Annotated in this window: 15 protein-coding genes and 4 pseudogenes; 6 read left to right on the top strand and 13 right to left on the bottom strand. The window is 70.2% G+C overall.

All coding sequences use genetic code 11. From position 1 onward, the window contains the following. Window positions 1-7: 7 nt before the first annotated feature. Together ACZ6CL_RS41465 and ACZ6CL_RS41460 are read right to left on the bottom strand one after the other, a co-directional pair. Window positions 8-685 carry a TetR/AcrR family transcriptional regulator gene (locus ACZ6CL_RS41465; RefSeq protein WP_468946385.1) on the bottom strand — a complete coding sequence of 226 codons (678 nt, stop codon included), beginning with the start codon at window positions 683-685 and terminating at the stop codon, window positions 8-10. A 161-nt stretch (window positions 686-846) separates the two neighbouring features. Next, on the bottom strand, window positions 847-1,614 hold the full coding sequence (locus tag ACZ6CL_RS41460) for an IclR family transcriptional regulator (protein WP_468946383.1): 768 nt from the start codon (window positions 1,612-1,614) through the stop codon (window positions 847-849). Window positions 1,615-1,743: 129 nt separating this feature from the next. Between ACZ6CL_RS41460 and ACZ6CL_RS41455 the strand changes: the two genes are divergently transcribed. Continuing rightward, entirely contained in the window at window positions 1,744-2,745 is a 1,002-nt protein-coding gene (locus ACZ6CL_RS41455) for a 2-hydroxyacid dehydrogenase (RefSeq protein WP_468946381.1), read from the top strand. A 48-nt stretch (window positions 2,746-2,793) separates the two neighbouring features. Here ACZ6CL_RS41455 and ACZ6CL_RS41450 read toward each other — a convergent pair whose 3' ends face one another. Beyond that, entirely contained in the window at window positions 2,794-4,377 is a 1,584-nt protein-coding gene (locus ACZ6CL_RS41450; protein WP_468946378.1) for an FMN-binding glutamate synthase family protein, read from the bottom strand. Window positions 4,378-4,800: 423 nt separating this feature from the next. On the opposite strand from ACZ6CL_RS41450, the gene ACZ6CL_RS41445 reads away from it, so the two are divergent. Continuing rightward, a complete protein-coding gene (locus ACZ6CL_RS41445) occupies window positions 4,801-5,433 on the top strand; it encodes a restriction endonuclease (RefSeq protein ID WP_468946376.1) in 633 nt (210 codons plus the stop codon). Window positions 5,434-5,451: 18 nt separating this feature from the next. Here ACZ6CL_RS41445 and ACZ6CL_RS41440 read toward each other — a convergent pair whose 3' ends face one another. From ACZ6CL_RS41440 to ACZ6CL_RS41415, 6 genes are all read right to left on the bottom strand, one after another. Beyond that, window positions 5,452-6,144 carry a GAF and ANTAR domain-containing protein gene (locus ACZ6CL_RS41440; protein WP_468946373.1) on the bottom strand — a complete coding sequence of 231 codons (693 nt, stop codon included), beginning with the start codon at window positions 6,142-6,144 and terminating at the stop codon, window positions 5,452-5,454. Window positions 6,145-6,321: 177 nt separating this feature from the next. Next, window positions 6,322-7,326 carry an SMP-30/gluconolactonase/LRE family protein gene (locus tag ACZ6CL_RS41435; protein ID WP_468946370.1) on the bottom strand — a complete coding sequence of 335 codons (1,005 nt, stop codon included), beginning with the start codon at window positions 7,324-7,326 and terminating at the stop codon, window positions 6,322-6,324. Between the two features lie 4 nt (window positions 7,327-7,330). Next, the gene (locus ACZ6CL_RS41430; protein ID WP_468946367.1) at window positions 7,331-7,972 is read right to left on the bottom strand and encodes a diguanylate cyclase; all 642 of its coding nucleotides are present in this window, start codon (window positions 7,970-7,972) and stop codon (window positions 7,331-7,333) included. 70 nt (window positions 7,973-8,042) lie between these two features. Beyond that, window positions 8,043-8,927 (bottom strand): SDR family oxidoreductase, encoded by an 885-nt coding sequence (locus ACZ6CL_RS41425; RefSeq protein WP_468946365.1) that lies wholly within the window; start codon window positions 8,925-8,927, stop codon window positions 8,043-8,045. A 70-nt stretch (window positions 8,928-8,997) separates the two neighbouring features. Further along, window positions 8,998-11,037 (bottom strand): CocE/NonD family hydrolase, encoded by a 2,040-nt coding sequence (locus tag ACZ6CL_RS41420; RefSeq protein ID WP_468946363.1) that lies wholly within the window; start codon window positions 11,035-11,037, stop codon window positions 8,998-9,000. An 87-nt stretch (window positions 11,038-11,124) separates the two neighbouring features. Then, complete coding sequence (locus ACZ6CL_RS41415; protein WP_468946361.1) at window positions 11,125-12,432, bottom strand: ATP-grasp domain-containing protein; 1,308 nt, start codon at window positions 12,430-12,432, stop codon at window positions 11,125-11,127. Between the two features lie 199 nt (window positions 12,433-12,631). Here ACZ6CL_RS41415 and ACZ6CL_RS41410 point away from each other — a divergent pair. Further along, window positions 12,632-13,542: pseudogene (locus tag ACZ6CL_RS41410) on the top strand (NAD-dependent epimerase/dehydratase family protein); the annotation flags it as partial. Further along, window positions 13,542-13,945: pseudogene (locus ACZ6CL_RS41405) on the top strand (phospholipase D-like domain-containing protein); the annotation flags it as partial. The pseudogenes ACZ6CL_RS41410 and ACZ6CL_RS41405, both read left to right, overlap by 1 nt. A gap of 112 nt (window positions 13,946-14,057) precedes the next feature. On the opposite strand, the gene ACZ6CL_RS41400 reads toward ACZ6CL_RS41405, so the two are convergent. From ACZ6CL_RS41400 to ACZ6CL_RS41390, 3 genes are all read right to left on the bottom strand, one after another. Further along, on the bottom strand, window positions 14,058-14,186 hold the full coding sequence (locus ACZ6CL_RS41400) for an LPFR motif small protein (protein WP_468946358.1): 129 nt from the start codon (window positions 14,184-14,186) through the stop codon (window positions 14,058-14,060). Between the two features lie 495 nt (window positions 14,187-14,681). Next, on the bottom strand, window positions 14,682-14,903 hold the full coding sequence (locus tag ACZ6CL_RS41395) for a helix-turn-helix domain-containing protein (protein WP_468946356.1): 222 nt from the start codon (window positions 14,901-14,903) through the stop codon (window positions 14,682-14,684). Then, on the bottom strand, window positions 14,903-15,394 hold the full coding sequence (locus ACZ6CL_RS41390; protein WP_468946353.1) for a DUF2975 domain-containing protein: 492 nt from the start codon (window positions 15,392-15,394) through the stop codon (window positions 14,903-14,905). The genes ACZ6CL_RS41395 and ACZ6CL_RS41390 overlap by 1 nt, the downstream gene beginning before the upstream one ends. Window positions 15,395-15,895: 501 nt before the next feature. Here ACZ6CL_RS41390 and ACZ6CL_RS41385 point away from each other — a divergent pair. Continuing rightward, window positions 15,896-16,235, top strand: a pseudogene (locus tag ACZ6CL_RS41385) (CbtA family protein); the annotation flags it as partial. Between the two features lie 134 nt (window positions 16,236-16,369). Further along, window positions 16,370-17,179, top strand: a complete 810-nt coding sequence (cobF, locus tag ACZ6CL_RS41380; protein WP_468946350.1) for a precorrin-6A synthase (deacetylating) — start codon at window positions 16,370-16,372, stop codon at window positions 17,177-17,179. Here the strand turns inward: cobF and thiI are convergent. Further along, window positions 17,112-18,406: pseudogene (thiI, locus tag ACZ6CL_RS41375) on the bottom strand (tRNA uracil 4-sulfurtransferase ThiI). The gene cobF and the pseudogene thiI sit on opposite strands and share 68 nt — an antisense overlap. Window positions 18,407-18,666 lie beyond the last annotated feature (260 nt).

The following is an 18,666-nucleotide window of genomic DNA, read 5'->3' as shown; positions in this document are numbered from 1 at the left end:
AACTACCCTACCCCAAGTGGAGGGGCCGGGGCCCCCAAGCCCCCAGCAGGGGCGGGGGGCCCAACAAACGCCGCCGGGGTCTATTTTCCCCGGGCCCCTTTCCGCCTGGCGGGTCCTCCGCCGTGGACCAGCCGATCAGGGCTCCGCGCAGGGCGGACACCAGGCGGGTGGCGGCCTCGTCCTCCGTGCGTCCGCTCTTGATGAGGTCGAGGATGTCTCGGGGGTCGAACAGGGTGTTCCACAGGTACAGGGCCGCGTCCCCCAGGTCGCCGAGGCCGAGTTCCTCGGCGGTCTGCCGCAGGGGCTCTTCGAGCGCCTCGGCCTGGGGGGCGAGGTAGCCGGTGCCTTCGCGCAGCCGCTCCAGGTAGCCGCGGTGCGAGCGCATCTGCGCCATCGCCCCGCCGTGTTCCAGGACGAGCGAGACCCAGTAGCGGGAGACCGCCTCCAGCTTGACCATGCCGGTGGTGGTCTGCCGCGCGCTGAACTCGCACAGCTCGGAGCCCACCTGTGACCGGAAGGCGTGCAGGATCTCCTCGACGGAGGAGAAGTGCCGGTACGCCGTCGCGGTGGACACCTCGGCGTGCTTGGCGATGTCGGCCAGGCTGACCTGGGTCGGCGAGTTCTCGAACAGCCGCGCGGCGGCCTTGATGAGCTGCCTGCGATTGCGCTCGGTGTCACTGCGCATCGGCCGACTCTCCTGTTGCATGTGAACCACCGTTCAGCGAAAGGGCCGAGAGGCCGCGAGCCAGTCGTCGGACCCCCTCGGTGATGGATTCCGGGGTGGCAGCGTACGACAGCCGCCTTGGAGCACGTCTGGCAGTAAGACGGGTGCGTGACCGGATGTGGTCAGCGGGCAGGCAGCCGGACGCCCAGCTCGGAGGCCGCCGCCTGCAGCAGCGGCACCATGGCGACCAGGTCGTCCATGCTGCGGCGGAAGGCGGGCGCGGCGGTGGAGAGGGCGGCGAAGACCGTTCCGCCGGGCCGCAGGACGGGGACGGCGACGGCGCGCAAGCCCCGGTGGTGTTCCTCGTCGGCCGTGGCGTAGCCGCGCTCGGCGGCGTGGGCGACGGCTTCGCGCAGGAGGTCGCGGTCGGTGATGCTGTTCGGCCCGTGCGGGGTCAGCTCGACCCGCTCCAGCAGGTCGGTGCGCACGTCGTCGGGGGCGAAGGCCATGAGGACCTTGCCCATCGAGGTGCAGTGCAGCGGGCCGTGGCGGCCGGGATCGCTGCGCACGCCGACCGGCTGGGGGCCGTCCACGTAGTGCACGTACAGATGGCGCGTACCGTCGAGGACCGACATGAGGGTGGCCTCCTCGGTCTGCCGCGTCACCCGCTGCATCACGGGGAGCGCGGTACCGGCGAAGCCGTACACCTGGCCCGCCTGCTGGCCGAGCTGGAACAGCCGCAGCCCCGGTTTGTATCGCTTGCCGTCGGCCTCGAACTCCACCAGGCCCTCCCGGCAGAGCGAGTTGACCAGCCGGTGCGAGGTGCTGACGGGAACGCCGCTCTCGCGGGCCAGCGCCGACAGCGTGATGCCGTGTGGATGCTCGCCGACGAGGACGAGCAGCCGGATCGCCCGGCCGACGACATCGGCCGGTACATCGCTGGTGGTCACGCTGTGCAAATTACCACTCCACGGAATTGTTTTTCATTCAGTGGTTGACATCGCCCGGGGATCGTACTGACGATGCTTCCCATTGAATAGATAGATTTTCCACTCAGTGGAAAAATAAGGGAGCGGCGCATGACGCAGCGAGTACTCACCACCCGGCCCGCCCTGCCCGGCGGGGGCCTGGACCGGCTGGCGGCCCGGGCGGACCTGGTGCGCTGGGACGGCCACGGCAAGCCCGAACCGGCCGAACTGCACGCCCTCGCCGCCGGGGCGAGCGGCATCCTCTGCCTGGGGAACGACCGGGTGGACGCCGCCCTGCTCGACGCCGCCGGACCCTCGCTGAAGGTCGTCGGACTGGCCAGCATGGGCTTCGACGGCGTGGACCGGGACGCGGCGGCCGAGCGCGGCGTCGTCGTCACCCACACCCCCGGTGTGCTCGCCGAGACCACCGCCGACCTCACCTTCGGCCTCATCCTCATGGCCCGCCGCCGCCTCGGCTCCGCCCGTGACTCACTCGCCGCCGGGCAGTGGGGCCTGTTCCGGATGGACGACTACCTGGGCCTGGACATCCACGGTGCCACCCTCGGCCTGGTCGGGTTCGGCCAGATCGGACGCGCGGTGGCCCGCCGTGCCCAGGGCTTCGGCATGCGCCTGCTGCACCACGACCCCTTCGCGCCCGACGACACCCAGGACCCGCCCTCCAAGGCCGTGGACCTGGCCACCCTGCTCGCCGAGGCCGACGTGGTCTCCCTCCACGTCCCCCTGACCCCGCAGACCCGCCACCTCATCGGCGCCGACGAACTGGCGGCCATGAAGTCCACCGCCACCCTGGTCAGCACCTCCCGCGGCGGTGTCATCGACGAGGACGCCCTGCTCCACGCCGTGCGCGAGGGAACCATCCACTCGGCGGGCCTGGACGTCTACGAACGCGAACCCATGGGCGCCGACCTGTCGCCGCTGGCCGGTGAGCCGAACGTGGTGACGCTTCCGCACATCGGCTCGGCCACCGAGGCCACCCGGGCCGCCATGGTCGATCTCGCCGTCGACAACATCCTCGACGTGCTCGCGGACCGGCCCGCGACCACACCGCTGCCGGGCAGCGCGGCTCGGCCCGGAGCCGCGGCCCGCCCCTGAGACGGCCGCCCGTGTCCTTGTGACGGCCGCCCGTGTCCTTGAGACGGGTCAGACGGTGAAGCGGTCGGGGTCGGCGGCGGCCCAGTCCTCGGCCCACGTCGCCGGGGGCTCGGCGAGCAGCTGCCCGGGAGCCAGCCACTCGTACAGCTCCGCGTGGGAGCGGACGGTGAAGGGGTCGACCCGCGTCCGCAGCATGTGCGGACGCAGCTCGGCCGGATCATGGACACCCATGGACGCCATGATCTGCATCGCGCCGTACACCGTGGCCCGCTGGAACCGCTCCACGCGCGCCGACTTGTCACCCACATCCAGGGCGCGGGCCCGCCGCGGATCCTGCGTGGCCACCCCGACGGGGCAGGTGTTGGTGTGGCAGCGCTGGGCCTGGATGCACCCGGTGGCGAACATCATCGCCCGCGCCGCGTTGGTGTAATCCGCCCCCTGCGTCATCCGCTTGACCATGTCGCTCCCGGTGGCCACCTTGCCGCTGGCGCCGACCCTGATCCGGTCCCGCAGCCCCGTGCCGACCAGCGCGTTGTGCACCGTGATCAGGCCCTCGGTCAGCGGCGTGCCCACATGGTCGGCGAACTCCAGCGGGGCCGCGCCGGTGCCCCCTTCGGCCCCGTCCACCACGATGAAATCCGGGGTGAGGCCCTCGCTCAGCATGGCCTTGCACACGGCCAGGAACTGCCGCCGCGAGGTGAGGCACAGCTTGAAGCCGGTGGGCTTGCCACCCGCCAGCTCCCGCATCCGGCCGATGAACAGCACCAGCTCGCGCGGCGTGGAGAACACCCGGTGGTACGGCGGCGACACCACGGTCTGCCCCTGCGGTACCTCGCGCACCTTCGCGATCTCCGCGTTGACCTTGCTGCCCGGCAGTACCCCGCCCATGCCCGGCTTCGCGCCCTGCGAGAGCTTGAGGGAAACACACCTCACCTGGTCATGGGCCGCCTTCTCGGCGAATGTGGCCGCCTCGAAGTCGCCGTCGTCCGTCCGGCACCCGAAGTACCCCGTGCCGATCTCCCAGATCAGATCGCCACCGTGGCGCAGATGGTATTCCGACAGACCGCCCTCACCCGTGTCCTGCGCGAAACCACCCAGGGCCGCACCACGGTTGAGCGCGAGGATCGCGTTGGTCGACAGCGATCCGAAGCTCATCGCCGAGATGTTCAACAGCGCCATGTCGTACGGCTTGGCACAGTCCGGCCCGCCGACCCGGACCGTGGGCGGCTGGTCCGGCGTGTCCTTGGGCGCCAGCGAAGGGACCAGGAACTCGTACCCCGCCGCACCGACGTCCCGCTCCGTCCCGAACGGCTCCTCGGCGTCCACGCCCTTCGCCCGCTCGTACACGATGCTGCGCACGTCACGGTCGTACGGGCGGCCGTCGTAGTCGCGCTCGATGAAGTACTGCTGCAGCTCCGGCCGCAGCGCCTCCATCAGGAACCGCAGATGGCCCAGCAGCGGATAGTTGCGCAGGATGGAGTGGCGGCGCTGCACCACATCCCGGACCGCCACGGCCGTCATGGCCGCCGCCACCACGACCAGAAGCCACCACCACGGCGATACCCACCACGCGAACGCCGCACCGAGCGCCACCGTGAGGGCAGGACCAGTCACCAATACGAGTCTGAGCACGACGCACGGCTACCCCACTCGCGTCAGTCGATGCGGCTACCGCCGCCGGGTCGAACCGGAGCGTGCGCGAAGTGTGCGCACGGCCTGCCGGATGACCGCCACGGCGGACACTCCATGGGGACCTCGGCCGAGCCGGGACGGAGTGCCGGTCGGGCGCTTCCTCCGGGACAACCCGATGAGGCGCAGTCCCTGGTCCAGGCGGTGCAGGGCGGAAGTCATGGCAATATCCCATCGTCAGAACGGCGATCAGAATGGCGGAAATGTCAGGGCGCCCAACTATCGGCTTCCCCTCAGCTGACGCGCCATGCGTGGTGGATACCGCGGCCTGCGGCAGCGCTGATTGCGCAGCGGGTGTGGAGGCGGCGTACCGGGGCAGTCGGCAGTGACGATCTTGATGTCACCACGCGAGGGGGACTGCCACCCATGGCCACTTCCGGCCGTCGGCCGCGTATCGGGCGTCAGTACGCCTTCAGCCTGCGCAATCTCACGGTCTGCTTCGGGCTGATCGCCATCGTTCTCTTCGCGGTGGGGGTCGCCGTAAGAGCCGCCGGCGGCGCGACCGACGCCCGCCCCGTCGCCGCCGTGGTCGTAGCGTTGCTGGCGTTTTCCGCCGTCCTCGTGAGGCGCCGCCACCGTGCTGCCCCCGCTGCCCCCGAGGAGGAATCCCCCGGAACAGCCGGCTTCGAGGCGATGGCTTCCGATGAGTTCGAGCAGGCGGTGGCGGACCTGTGCGAACGGGACGGCTGCCAGGCCATCCGCGTGGAGGGCGGCGCGGGTGACCTGGGCGCGGACGTCCTTGCCACCGCCCCTGACGGGCGGCGCATCGTCATCCAGTGCAAGCGGTACGAGCCGACTCACAAGGTCGGCTCGCAGGATGTTCAGCGCTTCGGCGGAACGTGCTTCGCCGTGCACGACGCCCAGATCGCCGTGGTGGTCACGACCAGCGAGTTCACCGAGCCCGCCGTCGAGTACGCCACGCAGTGCGGAATCCTGTGCGTCGACGGGCGGGAACTGGCCACGTGGGCAAGCACGGGTGCCGCTCCGTGGACGGAGTGACGGAACGGCCGCCTCCCGCTAGCCTCTGTCGTCGATGTTGCCGCGCTCGCAGATCTGCCGGGCGAGGTCCCGCAGTTTGATGTTGCGTTCCTGGGACACCCGCCTCAGCACGCCGAAGGCCTCGTCCTCGCTGATCTTGCGGTGTTCCATGAGGATTCCCATGGCCTCGCCGATGGTGTGCCGGGTGGCCAGCGCGTGCTGGAGCTGGTCGGCGGTGCGGGCGCTGGAGAAGGCGACCGCGGCGTGCGAGGCCAGCAGCCACCCCGCGGCCTCGCTGCCCTCGGTGAACGCCGCCGCTCGCCGCGCGTACAGATTCAGGGAGCCGAGTTCCTCTTCCCGCGTGTACAGCCGGAACGCCATCATGCTCCCGACGCCCAGCGCGTGAACGCGGCTCGCGAACTCAGGCCAGGCCTCCTGCGGCTCGGCGAAGTCCTGGATCCGGTAGACCGGACGGCCGCGGAGCGCGGCGTCGAAGCACGGGCCCTCGGCGAGCTGGTCCTGCAACTGGTCGGAGCGGACCACCAGCCCGTTCGTGGGGGCCAGGGTTTCCACCCGCTGACCGTGGAAGATCAGAATTCCGGCCGCGTCGCACCCCTCGACGATGTCCACGGCACACGCGGTGATCCGCTCCAGGGTCGCGTCGACCGAGTCCTGCGCCAGCAGGTCCCGCGCCATCGTCGCCATCCGCTCGGCGAATCGTGCCCAGTCCATGACCACCCGTCCCTTTCGCCATCACCGGCCATCACCGCGTCTTCCGTGCGCCCAGGATGGGCACTGGGGGCGTTGCTCGACGTCAGGGTACGGGGAGGCCGGGAGGCCGCGCAGGGGTGCTGGTGATGAAGTGGCCGACGCCCCGAGCCCGCTGGCGCCCGGGGCGGAAAGGGCCGGTCAGCCGAGGTGGCGGGGGTCCGGGAGGTCGCAGACGGCGATGCCCCGTTCCAGCAGGCTGCCGAGGATCAGCCGGTCGCCGTGCTCACACGCGCTCGTCACCATCCGGTAGGGGGAGCGGTGGCGCAGCAGATGGCGGACGATCTGGCCGTCGGCCTGGATCGCCAGGATCCGCACGGTCGGCCGGGGCCGGGGGCGGAACTTCTTGAGGGTGGACCAGGCCGCCCTTCTGACGGAGGGGGCGGCGTGGTGTAACAGGCTCACCGCGGGCTCGCGCGGCCCGGCCAGGGCGACCCAGAACACCCCGCCGGTGCCCCTGGTGAGGTTGTCGGGGTAGCCCGGAAGGCCGTGTACGAGGGTGTCGCGCGTTCCTGGCCGGGGCCCGGTCAGCCAGTAGCGGCTGATGCGGCGGGCGCCGCTCTCCGCCACGGCGACGAAGGACTCGTCGGGGGACAGGGCGACGCCGTTGGCGAACTGCAGCCCGTCGCACAGGACTTCAGGCCGCCCGCCGGGCCGCAGCCGCAGCAGTCGCCCGGTGCCGCGGTGCTCCAGGATGTCGCCGAGCCAGTCCTCCAGGGCGTAACGGCGGCTGGAGACGGTGAAATAGACCGTGCCGTCCGCCGCCGTGGCCACGTTGCTGCAGAACCGGAGCGGGGTGCCGTCCACCTCGTCGGCGAGGGTGCGTACCGTCCGGCTCCGGGGGTCGACGTGCAGCAGGCCGCGGCGGGCGTCGCACACCAGCAGCCCGCCGTCGGGGCAGGACACGAGCCCCAGCGGCCTGCCGCCGGTCCGCGCGAGGACCTCGGCCTTGGCCAGTTCCGGAGCCCCCGATGGCTCCGACAGCGTCAGGCGCCAGATGTTCCCGTCCGCGGTCCCGGTCAGGATCCGGCCCTCGGCGTCGAGGGTCACGTGTTCCGGTCCTCGCGCGTCCCGGGCCACGACGCGCGGAGCGGGAAGCGGCTCGGCCCTGCCCCTCGAGGAGCCCGTCGAAGGACGCCGCGGCATGGCCTCAGACCGCCTTACGGGCCCTCGCCGCCCTGACACAGCGCCTCATCTCCTCGGCGTAGGGCAGCGCGACGAACGCGCCGACGGCCAGCCCGATCGCCGCCAGATAGCGGGCGGGCAGCGGGTTCTCCTTGGGCAGCAGCTTCCAGTCCTCGGCCGTATCGCCACCGCGCAGGGCAGCCCGCACCTGGTCCCAGTGCAGCGCCGAGGTGAAAGCCAGCGCTGACAGCGGCAGGACCTCCAGGAAGCTGTGGATGTGCTGTTCGACCGGCCGCACCTCCCGCTTCCCGGTCGCGAGGCTGACGTCCCACAGGGCCGTGGCGCCGTGGACGGCCGCCGCCCCGCCCATGGCCGACAGCACGAGGGGATTGACCCGGGCGAGCAGCCCCATCGCGACCGGGACGCCCGCCTCCGTCATCATCAGCGCGTGCAGGGCCGATTCGCGGGTGCCGGACGTGTCCTGGATCCGGGTCCGGCGGTGCATGGCCCAGTCCGCCACGGCCGGTACGAACCACAGGGGCAGGACCCCGTACATCAGAAACCGCCGGTTGACGTCCTCCACCTGCGAGCTGTGCGTCACCTCCAGGTCGCGCGGGCGCCGCCAGCGCCGCCATGCGCGGACCACCGGGCTGTGGGTGATACTCATGCAACCTCCAGAGCGAAAGGGCGAAGACCGGGCTCGGCCCAGCGTCCACGGCGCCTCGTCACGGCGACGGCTACGGCAAGGGCGTGCCGCCCGTGGCGTTGAGGATTTCAGCGGTGACGTAGCTGGCCTGCTGTGACGCGAGGAAGACATACGCGGGCGCCATCTCCGCGGGCTGGGCCGGACGCCCCAGGGGGCTCTGCTCGCCGAACTTCGCGGTGTCGGGCAAGGTGGCGGGGATCAGGGGCGTCCACACGGGCCCGGGGGCGACGGCGTTCACCCTGATGCCACGGTCCGCCAGGTTCCCGGCGAGGCCCTGGGTGAAGGTGACGATGGCGCCCTTGGTCGTGGCGTAGTCCAGCAGATGAGGGCTGGGCTTGTACGCCTGGACCGATGTGGTGTTGATGATGCTGCCGCCCGCCGGGATGTGCGGCAAGGACATCTTGCAGAGCCAGAACATGGCGTACAGATTCGTGCGCATCACACGGTCGAACTGCTCGGTCGTGATGTCTTCCAGCCCCTGGGACCGTGCCATCTGGAAAGCGGCGTTGTTGACGAGGATGTCGATCGAACCGAAGGCGTCGACCGCGCGGTCCACCACGGCCTGGCAATCCGCTTCCTCGCGGATATCGCACGCCACCGGAACCGCCCGCCGTCCGGCCTCTTCGATCAGACGCACCGTCTCCTGCGCGTCCTCTTCTTCCTCGGGCAGATAGCTGAAAAGGACGTCCGAGCCCTCGCGGGCGAACGCGAGGGCCACCGCCCGGCCGATCCCGGAATCGCCGCCGGTGATCACGGAATGCCGGTCCTCCAGCAGTCCATGGCCCTGGTAGCTGCTTTCACCGTGGTCGGGCCGCGGTTCCATTTCGCCCGTGGCGCCGGGATGCGGCTGGTTCTGTTGGGGGAATTCCGGCTGAGGATACCGCTTTCCCGGATGGCTCTGGTCCTGGTCGCTCACGTGATGTCCTCCCGACGGATAAAGGCAAGCCGGTACCCTGAGCGTCATTCTTTCCACAACGGGGTCGCGCTCAGAGCTGGTCGCGGGGGAGTGTCTCGTTCCAGGTACGGGAAAACACCCGCCGGTCGTTTTCGTAGCCGTCCAGCGTGGCGTCGACGAAAAGCTCCGTCTCGCTGGAGCGCAGCACGGTGTGGGTGACGACGCGTACGTCCCAGTCATCCCGCCGGAAACGCATGGTCCAGGCCGACTCGCCGCTGACCGAGGTGAAGTCGTCCGCCACGGCCGTGTAGCGCTCGTAGGCGCGGCGGTGGACATCGAGCCCGGTGTCCTCGTACCGCACCGTACCGGCGTCCTTGACGATTTCCAGCGCGGACCGGTAGCCCACCAGATCGCGGGTGACGTCCCAGCGCATCTCCGGCGGGTGCAGCTGCGTGGTGGCGACGGGCGGGGCACCCTCCGGCTCGCCGAATGGGCGCTGGGGGACCTCGTCGGGCTCGACGGTACCGCGCAGCGGCAGGGTGAGGGTGCTGGAACCCTCGTACACGCTCAGCAGGACCGGCCGCGGCGGTGGCCAGGCGAGGGGCCAGTACGACGTGGACAGCGACAGCCGGATGCGGTGCCCGGGCGGAAACGCCTGGGCCACGCCGTTGAGCTGCACCGTGGCCCGGTAGCGACGCCCGACTTCCAGCGGTTCGGGGGCACCGATGCCATCGCGGTGGGTGAGGTTGAGCAGGCCGTAGGTGACCCGGGTGGCGCGCCCGTCGGGCGCCACGTCGGAGAGCCGGGCGGCCACCATGGCGACCGGTTCGCTGACCGACAGCTCCAGCTCGACGGTGGGCGAGCCGAGGATCTCCACGGGCTCGGTGAGCACGTCGGTGTCGAACACCATCGAGCCCCCGTCCTCCTCGCGCTGGTCGTACGGCAGGTCCGGCGGGGCGTTGTACGACGCCCACTTTCCGGCGAACTGGCCGACCGACAGGGGCGATTGCACCGTCAGCTCCTCGCCGCGCCCCGCCTCCTCCGCCGGTGGCTCACCGGGGGCGCCGATGCGGTGCCGGGTGAGCGGATGGGCGGCCGGTTCGATGTGCGGTGAGGGCCACTCGGGTTCGCCGACCCAGCGGCCCGGCCGCTCCTCGTACGACGTGGACGGCGGCACACTGTCCTGCATCCACGCCCGCAGCATGGGACCGTCCATGGCACCGTTGTCGGCGCCCTTGAGCCAGTGGTCCCACCAGCGCACGACTTCCTGGAGGTAGCCGATGGCGGGGCCGGGCTCGCCCAGGTGCGGGAACTTGTGCGACCAGGGGCCGATCAGCCCCTTGCGCGGTACGTCCAGGTGGCCCAGCAGCCGGGTGACGGCGTTGGAGTAGCCGTCCGCCCAGCCGCTGGAGGCCAGCACCGGACACCGCACGGCCTGGTAGTCCTCGCACACCGAGGCGTGACGCCAATAGTCGTCGCGGCGCTGGTGGCGCAGCCACTCCAGCACCCAGGGGCGGGTCTGTTCCAGCCGTTCGTGCCACATCTCGCGCCAGCGATCGCCGACCACGACCGGATCGGGCGGGCAGGTGGCGTAGGCGAACATGGTGCCCGCCTCGGCCAGGTTGTCCGACAGCAGCGCACCGCCCATGTAGTGCATGTCGTCGGCGTACCGGTCGTCGGTGAAGGAGGCGATGACGATGGCGCGCAGACTCTCCGGCTGCCGGGCGGCGACCTGGAGGGCGGCGAACGCGCCCCAGGAGATCCCCATCATGCCGGTCGTGCCGTCACACCACGGCTGCTCCGCGAGCCACGCCAGGATCTCCTCGGCGTCGGCCTGCTCCTGCTCCAGGTATTCGTCCCGCAGCACGCCCTCCGACTCTCCGGTGCCGCGCACGTCGACGCGGACGCAGGCGTACCCGTGTCCGGCGATGTACGGGTGGTGGATGGAGTCGCGCACCGACGTCAGATCGCGCTTGCGATAGGGGATGTACTCCAGGATCGCGGGCACCGGTTCCCCGTCCGACGACGTGGGGCGCCAGATGCGCGCCGACAGGCGGGTGCCGTCGGCCATGGGGATGGTGACGTGGTCTTCTTCCTTGGTCTCACAGGGCAGGTTACTCAGGAAACGCATGCGGCCGGCTGCTCCTTTCGCTGTGGCACGCCACGACGGGTGCCCGGTGTCGCGGTCGGCACACCGGCCGACCGCGACCGACGGGAATCAGCTGTTCTTCTCGTCCCGGCTGCCCGGCGTGGTCTCCTCGAACGTGAGGTTCAGGGCAGCGACACACCGGTCGAACTTCTCCCGGAGTTCGTCCTCGCTGTCTCCACCGGTGAAGATGTGGGCCAGCTCGAAGCTGTAGCTGTCCTGCTGGTCCATCTCCGAGAGCCGCTGGCCCTCCTCGGGCACCACCTCGATGCGCACCTCGGGAATCTCGCGCTCGATGCGCTCGATGTCCTCCTGGGTGGGCACGCCACGCGCCACACCGTCGGCGAACCACCGGTGGTACCACTTGGCGGCCATCCTGGAGGGGCCCTCACGCTTGGGCAGGCTCGGGTCCTTGCCGAGGGCGAGGCTGAGCATGCAGTGGTGATTGGGCACCCCGTCGACATACTCGAACAGCTCGGCGTGCGACTGGGAATGCCGGGGGTTGATCTCCAGCAGATTGATCTCGTCCGTCTGCGGGTCGTAGAAGTACTCGATGCTGAACGTCGCCGAGTCCATGCCGATCTGGCGCATGACCCGCTTGGAGACGTCGTGCAGCCGCCGCACCACCGGCTCCGGCAGCGTGGAGGGGTACTGGTGGCGCAGGAAACACGGGCTGTCGGGGTAGTCGATGGAGTCCAGCGCCCCGTAGACGATGACCTCACCGCCCCACACGTAGCCCTCCACGGCGACCTGAATGCCGGACAGCGCCTCCTCCGCCAGACACACCTCGCCGCCGACCCCGTCCATCTCCGGCGGGAGTTCGAGCCGGTCCAGGATGTAGTTGAACGGTCGGCCCACCCGGCCGATACCCTCACGGATCTCGGCGACCGCCGCCCGGAACTCCTCCAAGTCCTTCACACCGAAGGCCAGTTCCGAGGAGTACGCCAGCGCGGGCTTGAGCCACATGGGGAAGCGGACTCCCTCCGGCGGGTGCGGATCCCGCGCCTCCAGGTCGACCCGGCCGAACCGGGGATGCTCGTCGATGACCTTCTGCTGCTCCAGCCTGCTCCAGTACTTGTGCTCACACTTGACCACCGACTCCAGGCTCGTGCTGTGCGTGCCGTAGCGCTCGCTCAACAGCGGCACGAGGGTGCTCACCGGGAAGTCCCAGTAGCCCACGATCGCGTCGATAGGGCCGTCGAAGGCGTCCAGAACCTTTTCCGCCTTCTCCATCAGGTCGGCGACGGACACCTCACCGACCTGCAATTCCTCAACACTGAGGAGCGGGTGGAAGCGGTACTCCCGCGCATCGGGCACCTCGCGCAGACTCGGCAGATTGGCCTCGTCCAGGCCGACCACAAAAATGTTCTTCACACTCACGGCTCTCCCTCAATCTCGGCCCGATGTCCGGCGGCCCAGTACCCCTCTGTGCGTCGTCCATCCCCAGCGGTGAGATCAGCCACGGAACGGGCGCCGTGGCGCCGTCCTCCCTCAGCGCGACACGCGACAGCACGGCTGGGACATTAGAAATGAGCCGTCCATGCGAGGAGGCCACCCACCCGTCGTAGGGAGGCAGCCGATGGCCGCCGCTGATCGCCGCACGAAAGCGCACGCGAAAAAGGGTCCGGATGCCCCCGGTCTGCGGGTGGCCGTGGTGGGAGCCACCGGCAACGTGGGCTCCGCGGTGGTGCGGGCGCTCGGCGAGGAGGCGGCGGTTTCGTCGATCCTGGGGCTAGCGCGCCGCGTCCCGGACTGGACACCGGAGAAAGCGGAATGGCGTGGCGTCGACCTCGGCGACCCGGACACGGACCTCGTGCCGCACTTCCGGGGTGCGGATGTGGTGGTCCATCTGGCCTGGTTGTTCCAGCCCACCCATGATCCGGCCATCACCTGGCGCGCAATGTCCTGGGCAGCGTCCGTGTCTTCGAGGCCGTGGCCGCCGCGGGGGTTCCCGCGCTGGTGTACGCCTCGTCGGTGGGCGCGGACTCTCCGGGCCCGCAGGACGCCACGGTCGACGAGACCTGGCCCACCCATGGCTGGCCGGAGGCCGCGTACACCCGTGAGAAGGCGTATCTGGAGCGTTTCCTCGATGCCTTCGAGCAGAGCCATCCGGACGTCCGCGTGGTGCGGATGCGCCCCGGTTTCCTGTTCCAGCGGCAGTCCGCCACCCAGCAGCGACGGCTCTTCGGCGGCCCGCTGGTGCCGGGTCGCCTGGTGCGTCCGGGGCTCGTACCCGTCGTACCGGAAGTACCGGGGCTGCGCTTCCAGGTGCTGCACACCGAGGACGCCGCCGCGGCCTATCGGGCCGCGGTCCTCCGGGACGTACGCGGCGCGTTCAACATCGCCGCCGACCCGCCGGTGGACGCCGGGGTCCTCGCGGACATCCTGCGCGCCCGGGCGCTGCGCATGCCCCGCACCGTCCTGCGCGGCTGCGTCGCGGGCGCCTGGAAGCTGCGCCTGGCACCCGCTTCCCCGGATCTCTTCGACGCTCGCCGTTCAAGCAGAACCACCGCTGCCACCGCAAGGCCCTCATCGTCGACGAGCAGACCGGTTTCACCGGCGGCGTGGGGATCGCCGAGGAGTGGTGCGGCGATGCGCGCAACGAGAACGAGTGGCGTGACACCCATGTGAAGGTGCGGGGCCCCGCGGTGGACGGAATCGCCGCCGCGTTCGCCCAGAACTGGGCTGAGTGCCACGATGAACTCTTCGACGACCGCGACCGGTTCATCGAACACCGCCCACAGGGCGATGCGGTGGTACAGGTGGTGCGCGGCTGGCCAGCTTCGGCTGGCAGGACATGCAGACACTGCTCCGGGTCATGCTGGAGTCGGCCGAGCAACGCTTCCGCCTGGCCACGGCGTACTTCTCTCCGGACGCCTACTTCATCAAAATACGCCGGTTCCTGTGACCCCACGGCGTTCCGGGCCGCTCCGGCGATGCCGGTGGCCCCTCACGGCCGGGTGCGGCAGCCACAGCCGGGTACGGCAGCGACGATGCGCGCGGGTTCAGTGACGGCCGTGCGCCGTGTCCGATGCTCCACCGAAGAGCCGGGCCACGGCCCGGAAAGGCAGCGTGACGACGGTGGCGATAGCCCCACCAATGGTCCGGATGACATCTGCGATCGCCTTGAGCATAAGTGCCCACCTCCATGAGGCTGCCCTGGCGAAGCCCGGGTGGCGATTGCCACGGTATGGCCGCTCGCTGAACGGGTTCCCGATCACCCGGGGAGGAAACAATGCCCTGCTGTGTGATCCGAACGTGGCGGGCGGCATTCACTGAGGAAAGCTGTGTTTCCAGCTTCTGGAAAGCCGCGAAATACGGGGAGGCGGTCGATACGGACGACGCCTGGAGGTGCCCACCGATAACACGACCCCGCTGACTGACTGTCTCGGACGTGGTGCAAGGGTTCGATCTTCCAGTGGCTGCGGATCAGCCGGGCGGGTTCGGCGGATGTGGTCTGTTCCGCGGTGAGGCTGGTGACCGCGTAGACGGTCCTGATGCTGACCTTGCCGGTCTTGCGGTCCACTCGGTGGCGCTTGAGCTGGACGGCCTGGCGGGCGCCGGGAAGGAGCGGGCTGTTCACCTCGGATCGCGGGGCGTCGAGAACTCCATGATCTTGGAAGGGCAGGTCATCCGCCTGCGGCGTCCTCGGCCTCCCAGCGCAGCAGGTCGCCCGGTTGGCACTTGAGCACCTCGCAGAGAGCGGCGAGCGTCGCGAAGCGCACCGCCTTGGCGCGGCCGTTCTTGAGTACCGCCAGGTTGGCGGGCGTGATCCCTACGCGGTCCGCGAGTTCGCCCACGGACATCTTCCGCCTGGCAAGCATCACGTCGATGTCGATGGCGATCGGCATCAGATCACCTCGTCCAACTCGGCCTGCATCTGCGACGCTTCGACGTCGCGCGCGACGGCTTGGGCGAGCAGCGTCCGCAGCACGAGCACGATGAGCGCGACCCCCAGGATGGCCACGCCGATCCCGCCCATGATGACGGTGACGCCCGGGTCGGCCCGCTGGCCCGGCGCATTGATGACTGTGACCGCGAACCACACGAGGGCAGCCGACACGATCGCGCCGACCATGACGTCCACGTACCGGAAGGCGGCGTGGGAGAACACGGTTCCGCGTCGCACCATCGTCACCAGCCGCCATACGCAGACCAGGGCGACCTGGGCCGACACCATGCCCAGGACCGTGATCACGCGCAGCGCGGTCAGCGGGAGCGACCCGTCCTCCGGGTCGCTCCCGCTGACCAATGTCCACACCATCAACGCCTGCACGAACACGGTGCCGGCGAGCACCACCACGAGCAGGGCGCGCAGCGCGCGCACGGTCAGCTTTCCCATGACGCATCCTTCCATCGAATAACGATGGGAATCTATCGAGATTCGATAAGTGAGGCAAGGGCTGGGACGGAGGGTAGGCGGCAGTTCCGCATGGTGGCGGGACGTCGCCGTCTCCCATGGCATGGCGGTTGCGCCGAGTCTTGGTCTCGTCGAAGTCGGCCTCACTTGAACACACATCGGACGCCACCCGACTACGCCGAAGCCCTGCATGCGGGGCAGAGTCCGGTGCGGAAGGGAGACGCGCGGACCCAAGATGGTGAGGAGGGCGCACGAGGCGCGGAGGCGCAGGATCGCGGGGAGCGGGCTCTGTGAGGGCCCGGCTTCGATACCGCGCTCCGCAGCCAGGCGGTCAGCCGGACCCAGCACTCGCCGACTGCCTCGCATGCCGCGGTCGCCGTTCCCAGCCCGCGTACCGCCGACCAGCCGTCCGGATCGGGCCGACTGCCACCACCCCTGGCGGTCTTTTTCGGCCTCCCGGTCGCTCGCCCTGATCGTCGCCCCGGCGTGGCCTTCGATGGCATCGCCGACCTCGCGTACTGCTTCGCCCTCGGCCGCGTCGGCCGCTTCGGCCCGCGGGCCACGGCACTCCTGCTTTCGGGGGCCGCGTTGCGCGCCGTCTACGTCGTCCCGTTCCCTCGCCGCGGTCGGTCTGGCGTACGCGTTCCTGCCCGCCCTCAACGAGGTTCCGGCGGACTCCCCGGCCACCCTGCTGCGGCGGCTCCGGCTCTCCGCCCTCGCCATGCAGGTGACCCAGTGGGGAGCCTACGGTCTCGTCTTCGGTGAACTGGCCGAACGGCTGCTGAACCCCCGACCGGCCACCGTGTCAGCGGGCCGGACGGCCCCGCGCGGCAGTGAGTTGACCGGCACCGGCAGAGGGCCTGCCAGCTTCCGTGGGATCTGGAGACGCTGGTCGCCACCCCCGCCGAGAGCTGCGCCCGACCCGACTGGCGCAGCCGACCTGCGAGACTGCCCTCCATGACCACGCAGCAACGCCGGATTCTCGTCATCGGTATCGGAGCGGGTGACCCCGACCACCTGACGCTCGGGGCGGTGAAGGCGATGCGCCGCGCGGATGTCTTCTTCATCGTCGGCAAGGGGGACACCAAGTCCTCCCTCACGGATCTGCGCCACCACATGCTGGAGGAGCACGCGCAGCGGCCCTACCGGGTCGTGGAGGTGGACGACCCGAGCCGGGACCGGCGGCCCATGGACCGGAGCGACTACACCTCGGCCGTCCACGACTGGCGCACCCGTCGCGCGGACCTCTTCGAGGACATGCTGCGCGAGGAGATGACGGTTGACGAGACGGGCGCGTTCCTCGTGTGGGGCGATCCGTCGCTGTACGACAGCACCCTCGGCATCCTCGCCGACATCGAGGCACGCGGCTCCGTCTCGCCGAACGTCGAGGTCATCCCCGGCATCAGCAGTGTCTCCTCGCTCGCCGCACGCCACCGCATCCCCCTGAACCAGGTGGGACGGCCGGTGCACATCACCCCGGCCCGAAGGCTCTCCGACGTGGGCCAGAACGACGACGGCGACATCGTCGTGATGCTCGACGCACACGAGTCGTTCACACGCGTCGAAGGAGACGACGTCTGGATCTACTGGGGCGCCTACCTCGGCACACCGGACGAGCTACTGGTGGCGGGCCCGCTGCGGGAGGTGTCCGACCGCATCCGGCGGGTGCGCGCCCAGGCGCGTGAGCGGCATGGGTGGATCATGGACACGTATCTGCTGCGCATGATGGAGCAGCGGCAGGGGCCGACGGCGCCTGCGGGACGGTAACCGTCTCTCCGCACGCCTGCCCCTCAGGCCCGGTGTCGGATTCCGCTCCGGGCAGCATCACCTGGACGCTGTCCAGCAGGGCCTCGGTCACCTCGTCGAGGTCCAGCCGCTTCTCGACGGCCCGCAGCTGGGGCACACCGGCCCGGGTGGTGACCCGTGGGGGCGTCAGGAGCTGGCAGCAGTCCTCATCGGGCAGCACCGATATGTCGGCGGTGCCGATGGACCTCGCCTCGTCGATGATCTCCTGCTTCTCCCAGCCGATCAGCGGACGCAGCACTGGCAGCGCCGCGGCCTCGTCCACCGCCACCAGGTTGGCCAGCGTCTGGCTCGCCACCTGCCCCAGGCTGTCGCCCGTCACCAGGGCCTGCGCCCCGGTGCGGGCGGCCAGCTCGGAGGCGGTCCGTACCATCAGCCGCCGCTGGGCGACGACCTGGAGCCTGCCCGCACCGGCCACTGCCAGTTGCTTCTGGGCCTTGCCCAGCGCGAGGACATGCAACCGGCCGGGCGGCTGGTAGCGGTTCAGCTCGCGGGCCAGGGCGTACGCCTTGTAGACCGACGACGGGTTGGTGTACGGGGCGCCGCTGAAGTGCACGAAGTCGCAGGACAGACCGCGGCGCATGGCCCGGTGGGCGGCCACGGGGGAGTCGTAGCCGCCGGACAGCAGCACCAGGGCGCGCCCGCTGGACCCGACGGGCAGACCGGTCACACCGGGGTGCCGGGTCCAGGAGAGATACGTCTCCTTGCGGTCGATCGTCACCGTCAGCACGATGTCGGGCCGGGTGAGGTCGACGCGCAGACCGTCGACCTCCTCCAGGACCCGCGCCCCCACATGCCTCTCCATCCGGGACGACGTCAGTGGGAACTCCTTGTCCCGCCGCCTCGCCCGTACGGCGAAACCGCACCCCGGCCGCTCGGCGGCGACCGAGCGCAGCGCGTCGACGGTGGCCCGGTCGATCTCCTCCAGGGTGCTGGGCACGCGCACGGCGGGCTCGACGGCGTTGAAGCCGATGACCCGCCTGGCCCGCTCCACCAGCGCCTCCTGCGGGACCCCTGACCACCGAGCACGGTGACGTTCTGGGCGGTCTTGATCCAGGTCGAGCCGCCGATCCCGAGCAGAGCCACCCGTAGATTGTCGTGGAGCCGCTCGGTGAAGCGATGGCGGTTGTGCCCCTTGAGGAAGACCTCGCCGTGCTTCAGCAGCACGCAGGGATTGCCGGTGGCGGACATGTGAGCCTTTCAGGAGTTCCAGTCGTCGTCGGCGGAGTCTTCCGCCCTGCCCATAACGTAGGCCCGAGCGGTTCGCCGCCACGAGGCCCTCCCTCGGGGCCGCGAAACACGCACGCCGCCGTTCGGCGTGTGCGCCGGTGACAGACCTTCGGACTCGCGGACACGTCCTGCTGGCCACGGGCCAATCCGCCACACAATGAGGTTGTTTGCGGGTGACCGCCGGGGGCAGGCGCCTGAGTGTGCTTCGGAACGGAGGCACG

This window comes from Streptomyces sp. NPDC041200 (assembly GCF_055591805.1).
Note: the sequence above shows the minus strand (reverse complement) of the source record. Positions and strands in the feature narration are given on the sequence as shown.

Bases quoted from the DNA above. Each gene is read 5' to 3' on its own strand.
- ACZ6CL_RS41445 (WP_468946376.1), top strand. From the start codon at position 4,801: ATGGCCACTTCCGGCCGTCGGCCGCGTATCGGGCGTCAGTACGCCTTC.
- ACZ6CL_RS41390 (WP_468946353.1), bottom strand. From the start codon at position 15,394: ATGGGAAAGCTGACCGTGCGCGCGCTGCGCGCCCTGCTCGTGGTGGTG.
- ACZ6CL_RS41435 (WP_468946370.1), bottom strand. From the start codon at position 7,326: ATGCCGCGGCGTCCTTCGACGGGCTCCTCGAGGGGCAGGGCCGAGCCG.
- cobF (WP_468946350.1), top strand. From the start codon at position 16,370: ATGACCACGCAGCAACGCCGGATTCTCGTCATCGGTATCGGAGCGGGT.
- ACZ6CL_RS41465 (WP_468946385.1), bottom strand. From the start codon at position 685: ATGCGCAGTGACACCGAGCGCAATCGCAGGCAGCTCATCAAGGCCGCC.
- ACZ6CL_RS41455 (WP_468946381.1), top strand. From the start codon at position 1,744: ATGACGCAGCGAGTACTCACCACCCGGCCCGCCCTGCCCGGCGGGGGC.
- ACZ6CL_RS41420 (WP_468946363.1), bottom strand. From the start codon at position 11,037: ATGCGTTTCCTGAGTAACCTGCCCTGTGAGACCAAGGAAGAAGACCAC.
- ACZ6CL_RS41430 (WP_468946367.1), bottom strand. From the start codon at position 7,972: ATGAGTATCACCCACAGCCCGGTGGTCCGCGCATGGCGGCGCTGGCGG.
- ACZ6CL_RS41395 (WP_468946356.1), bottom strand. From the start codon at position 14,903: ATGCCGATCGCCATCGACATCGACGTGATGCTTGCCAGGCGGAAGATG.
- ACZ6CL_RS41400 (WP_468946358.1), bottom strand. From the start codon at position 14,186: ATGCTCAAGGCGATCGCAGATGTCATCCGGACCATTGGTGGGGCTATC.
- ACZ6CL_RS41440 (WP_468946373.1), bottom strand. From the start codon at position 6,144: ATGGACTGGGCACGATTCGCCGAGCGGATGGCGACGATGGCGCGGGAC.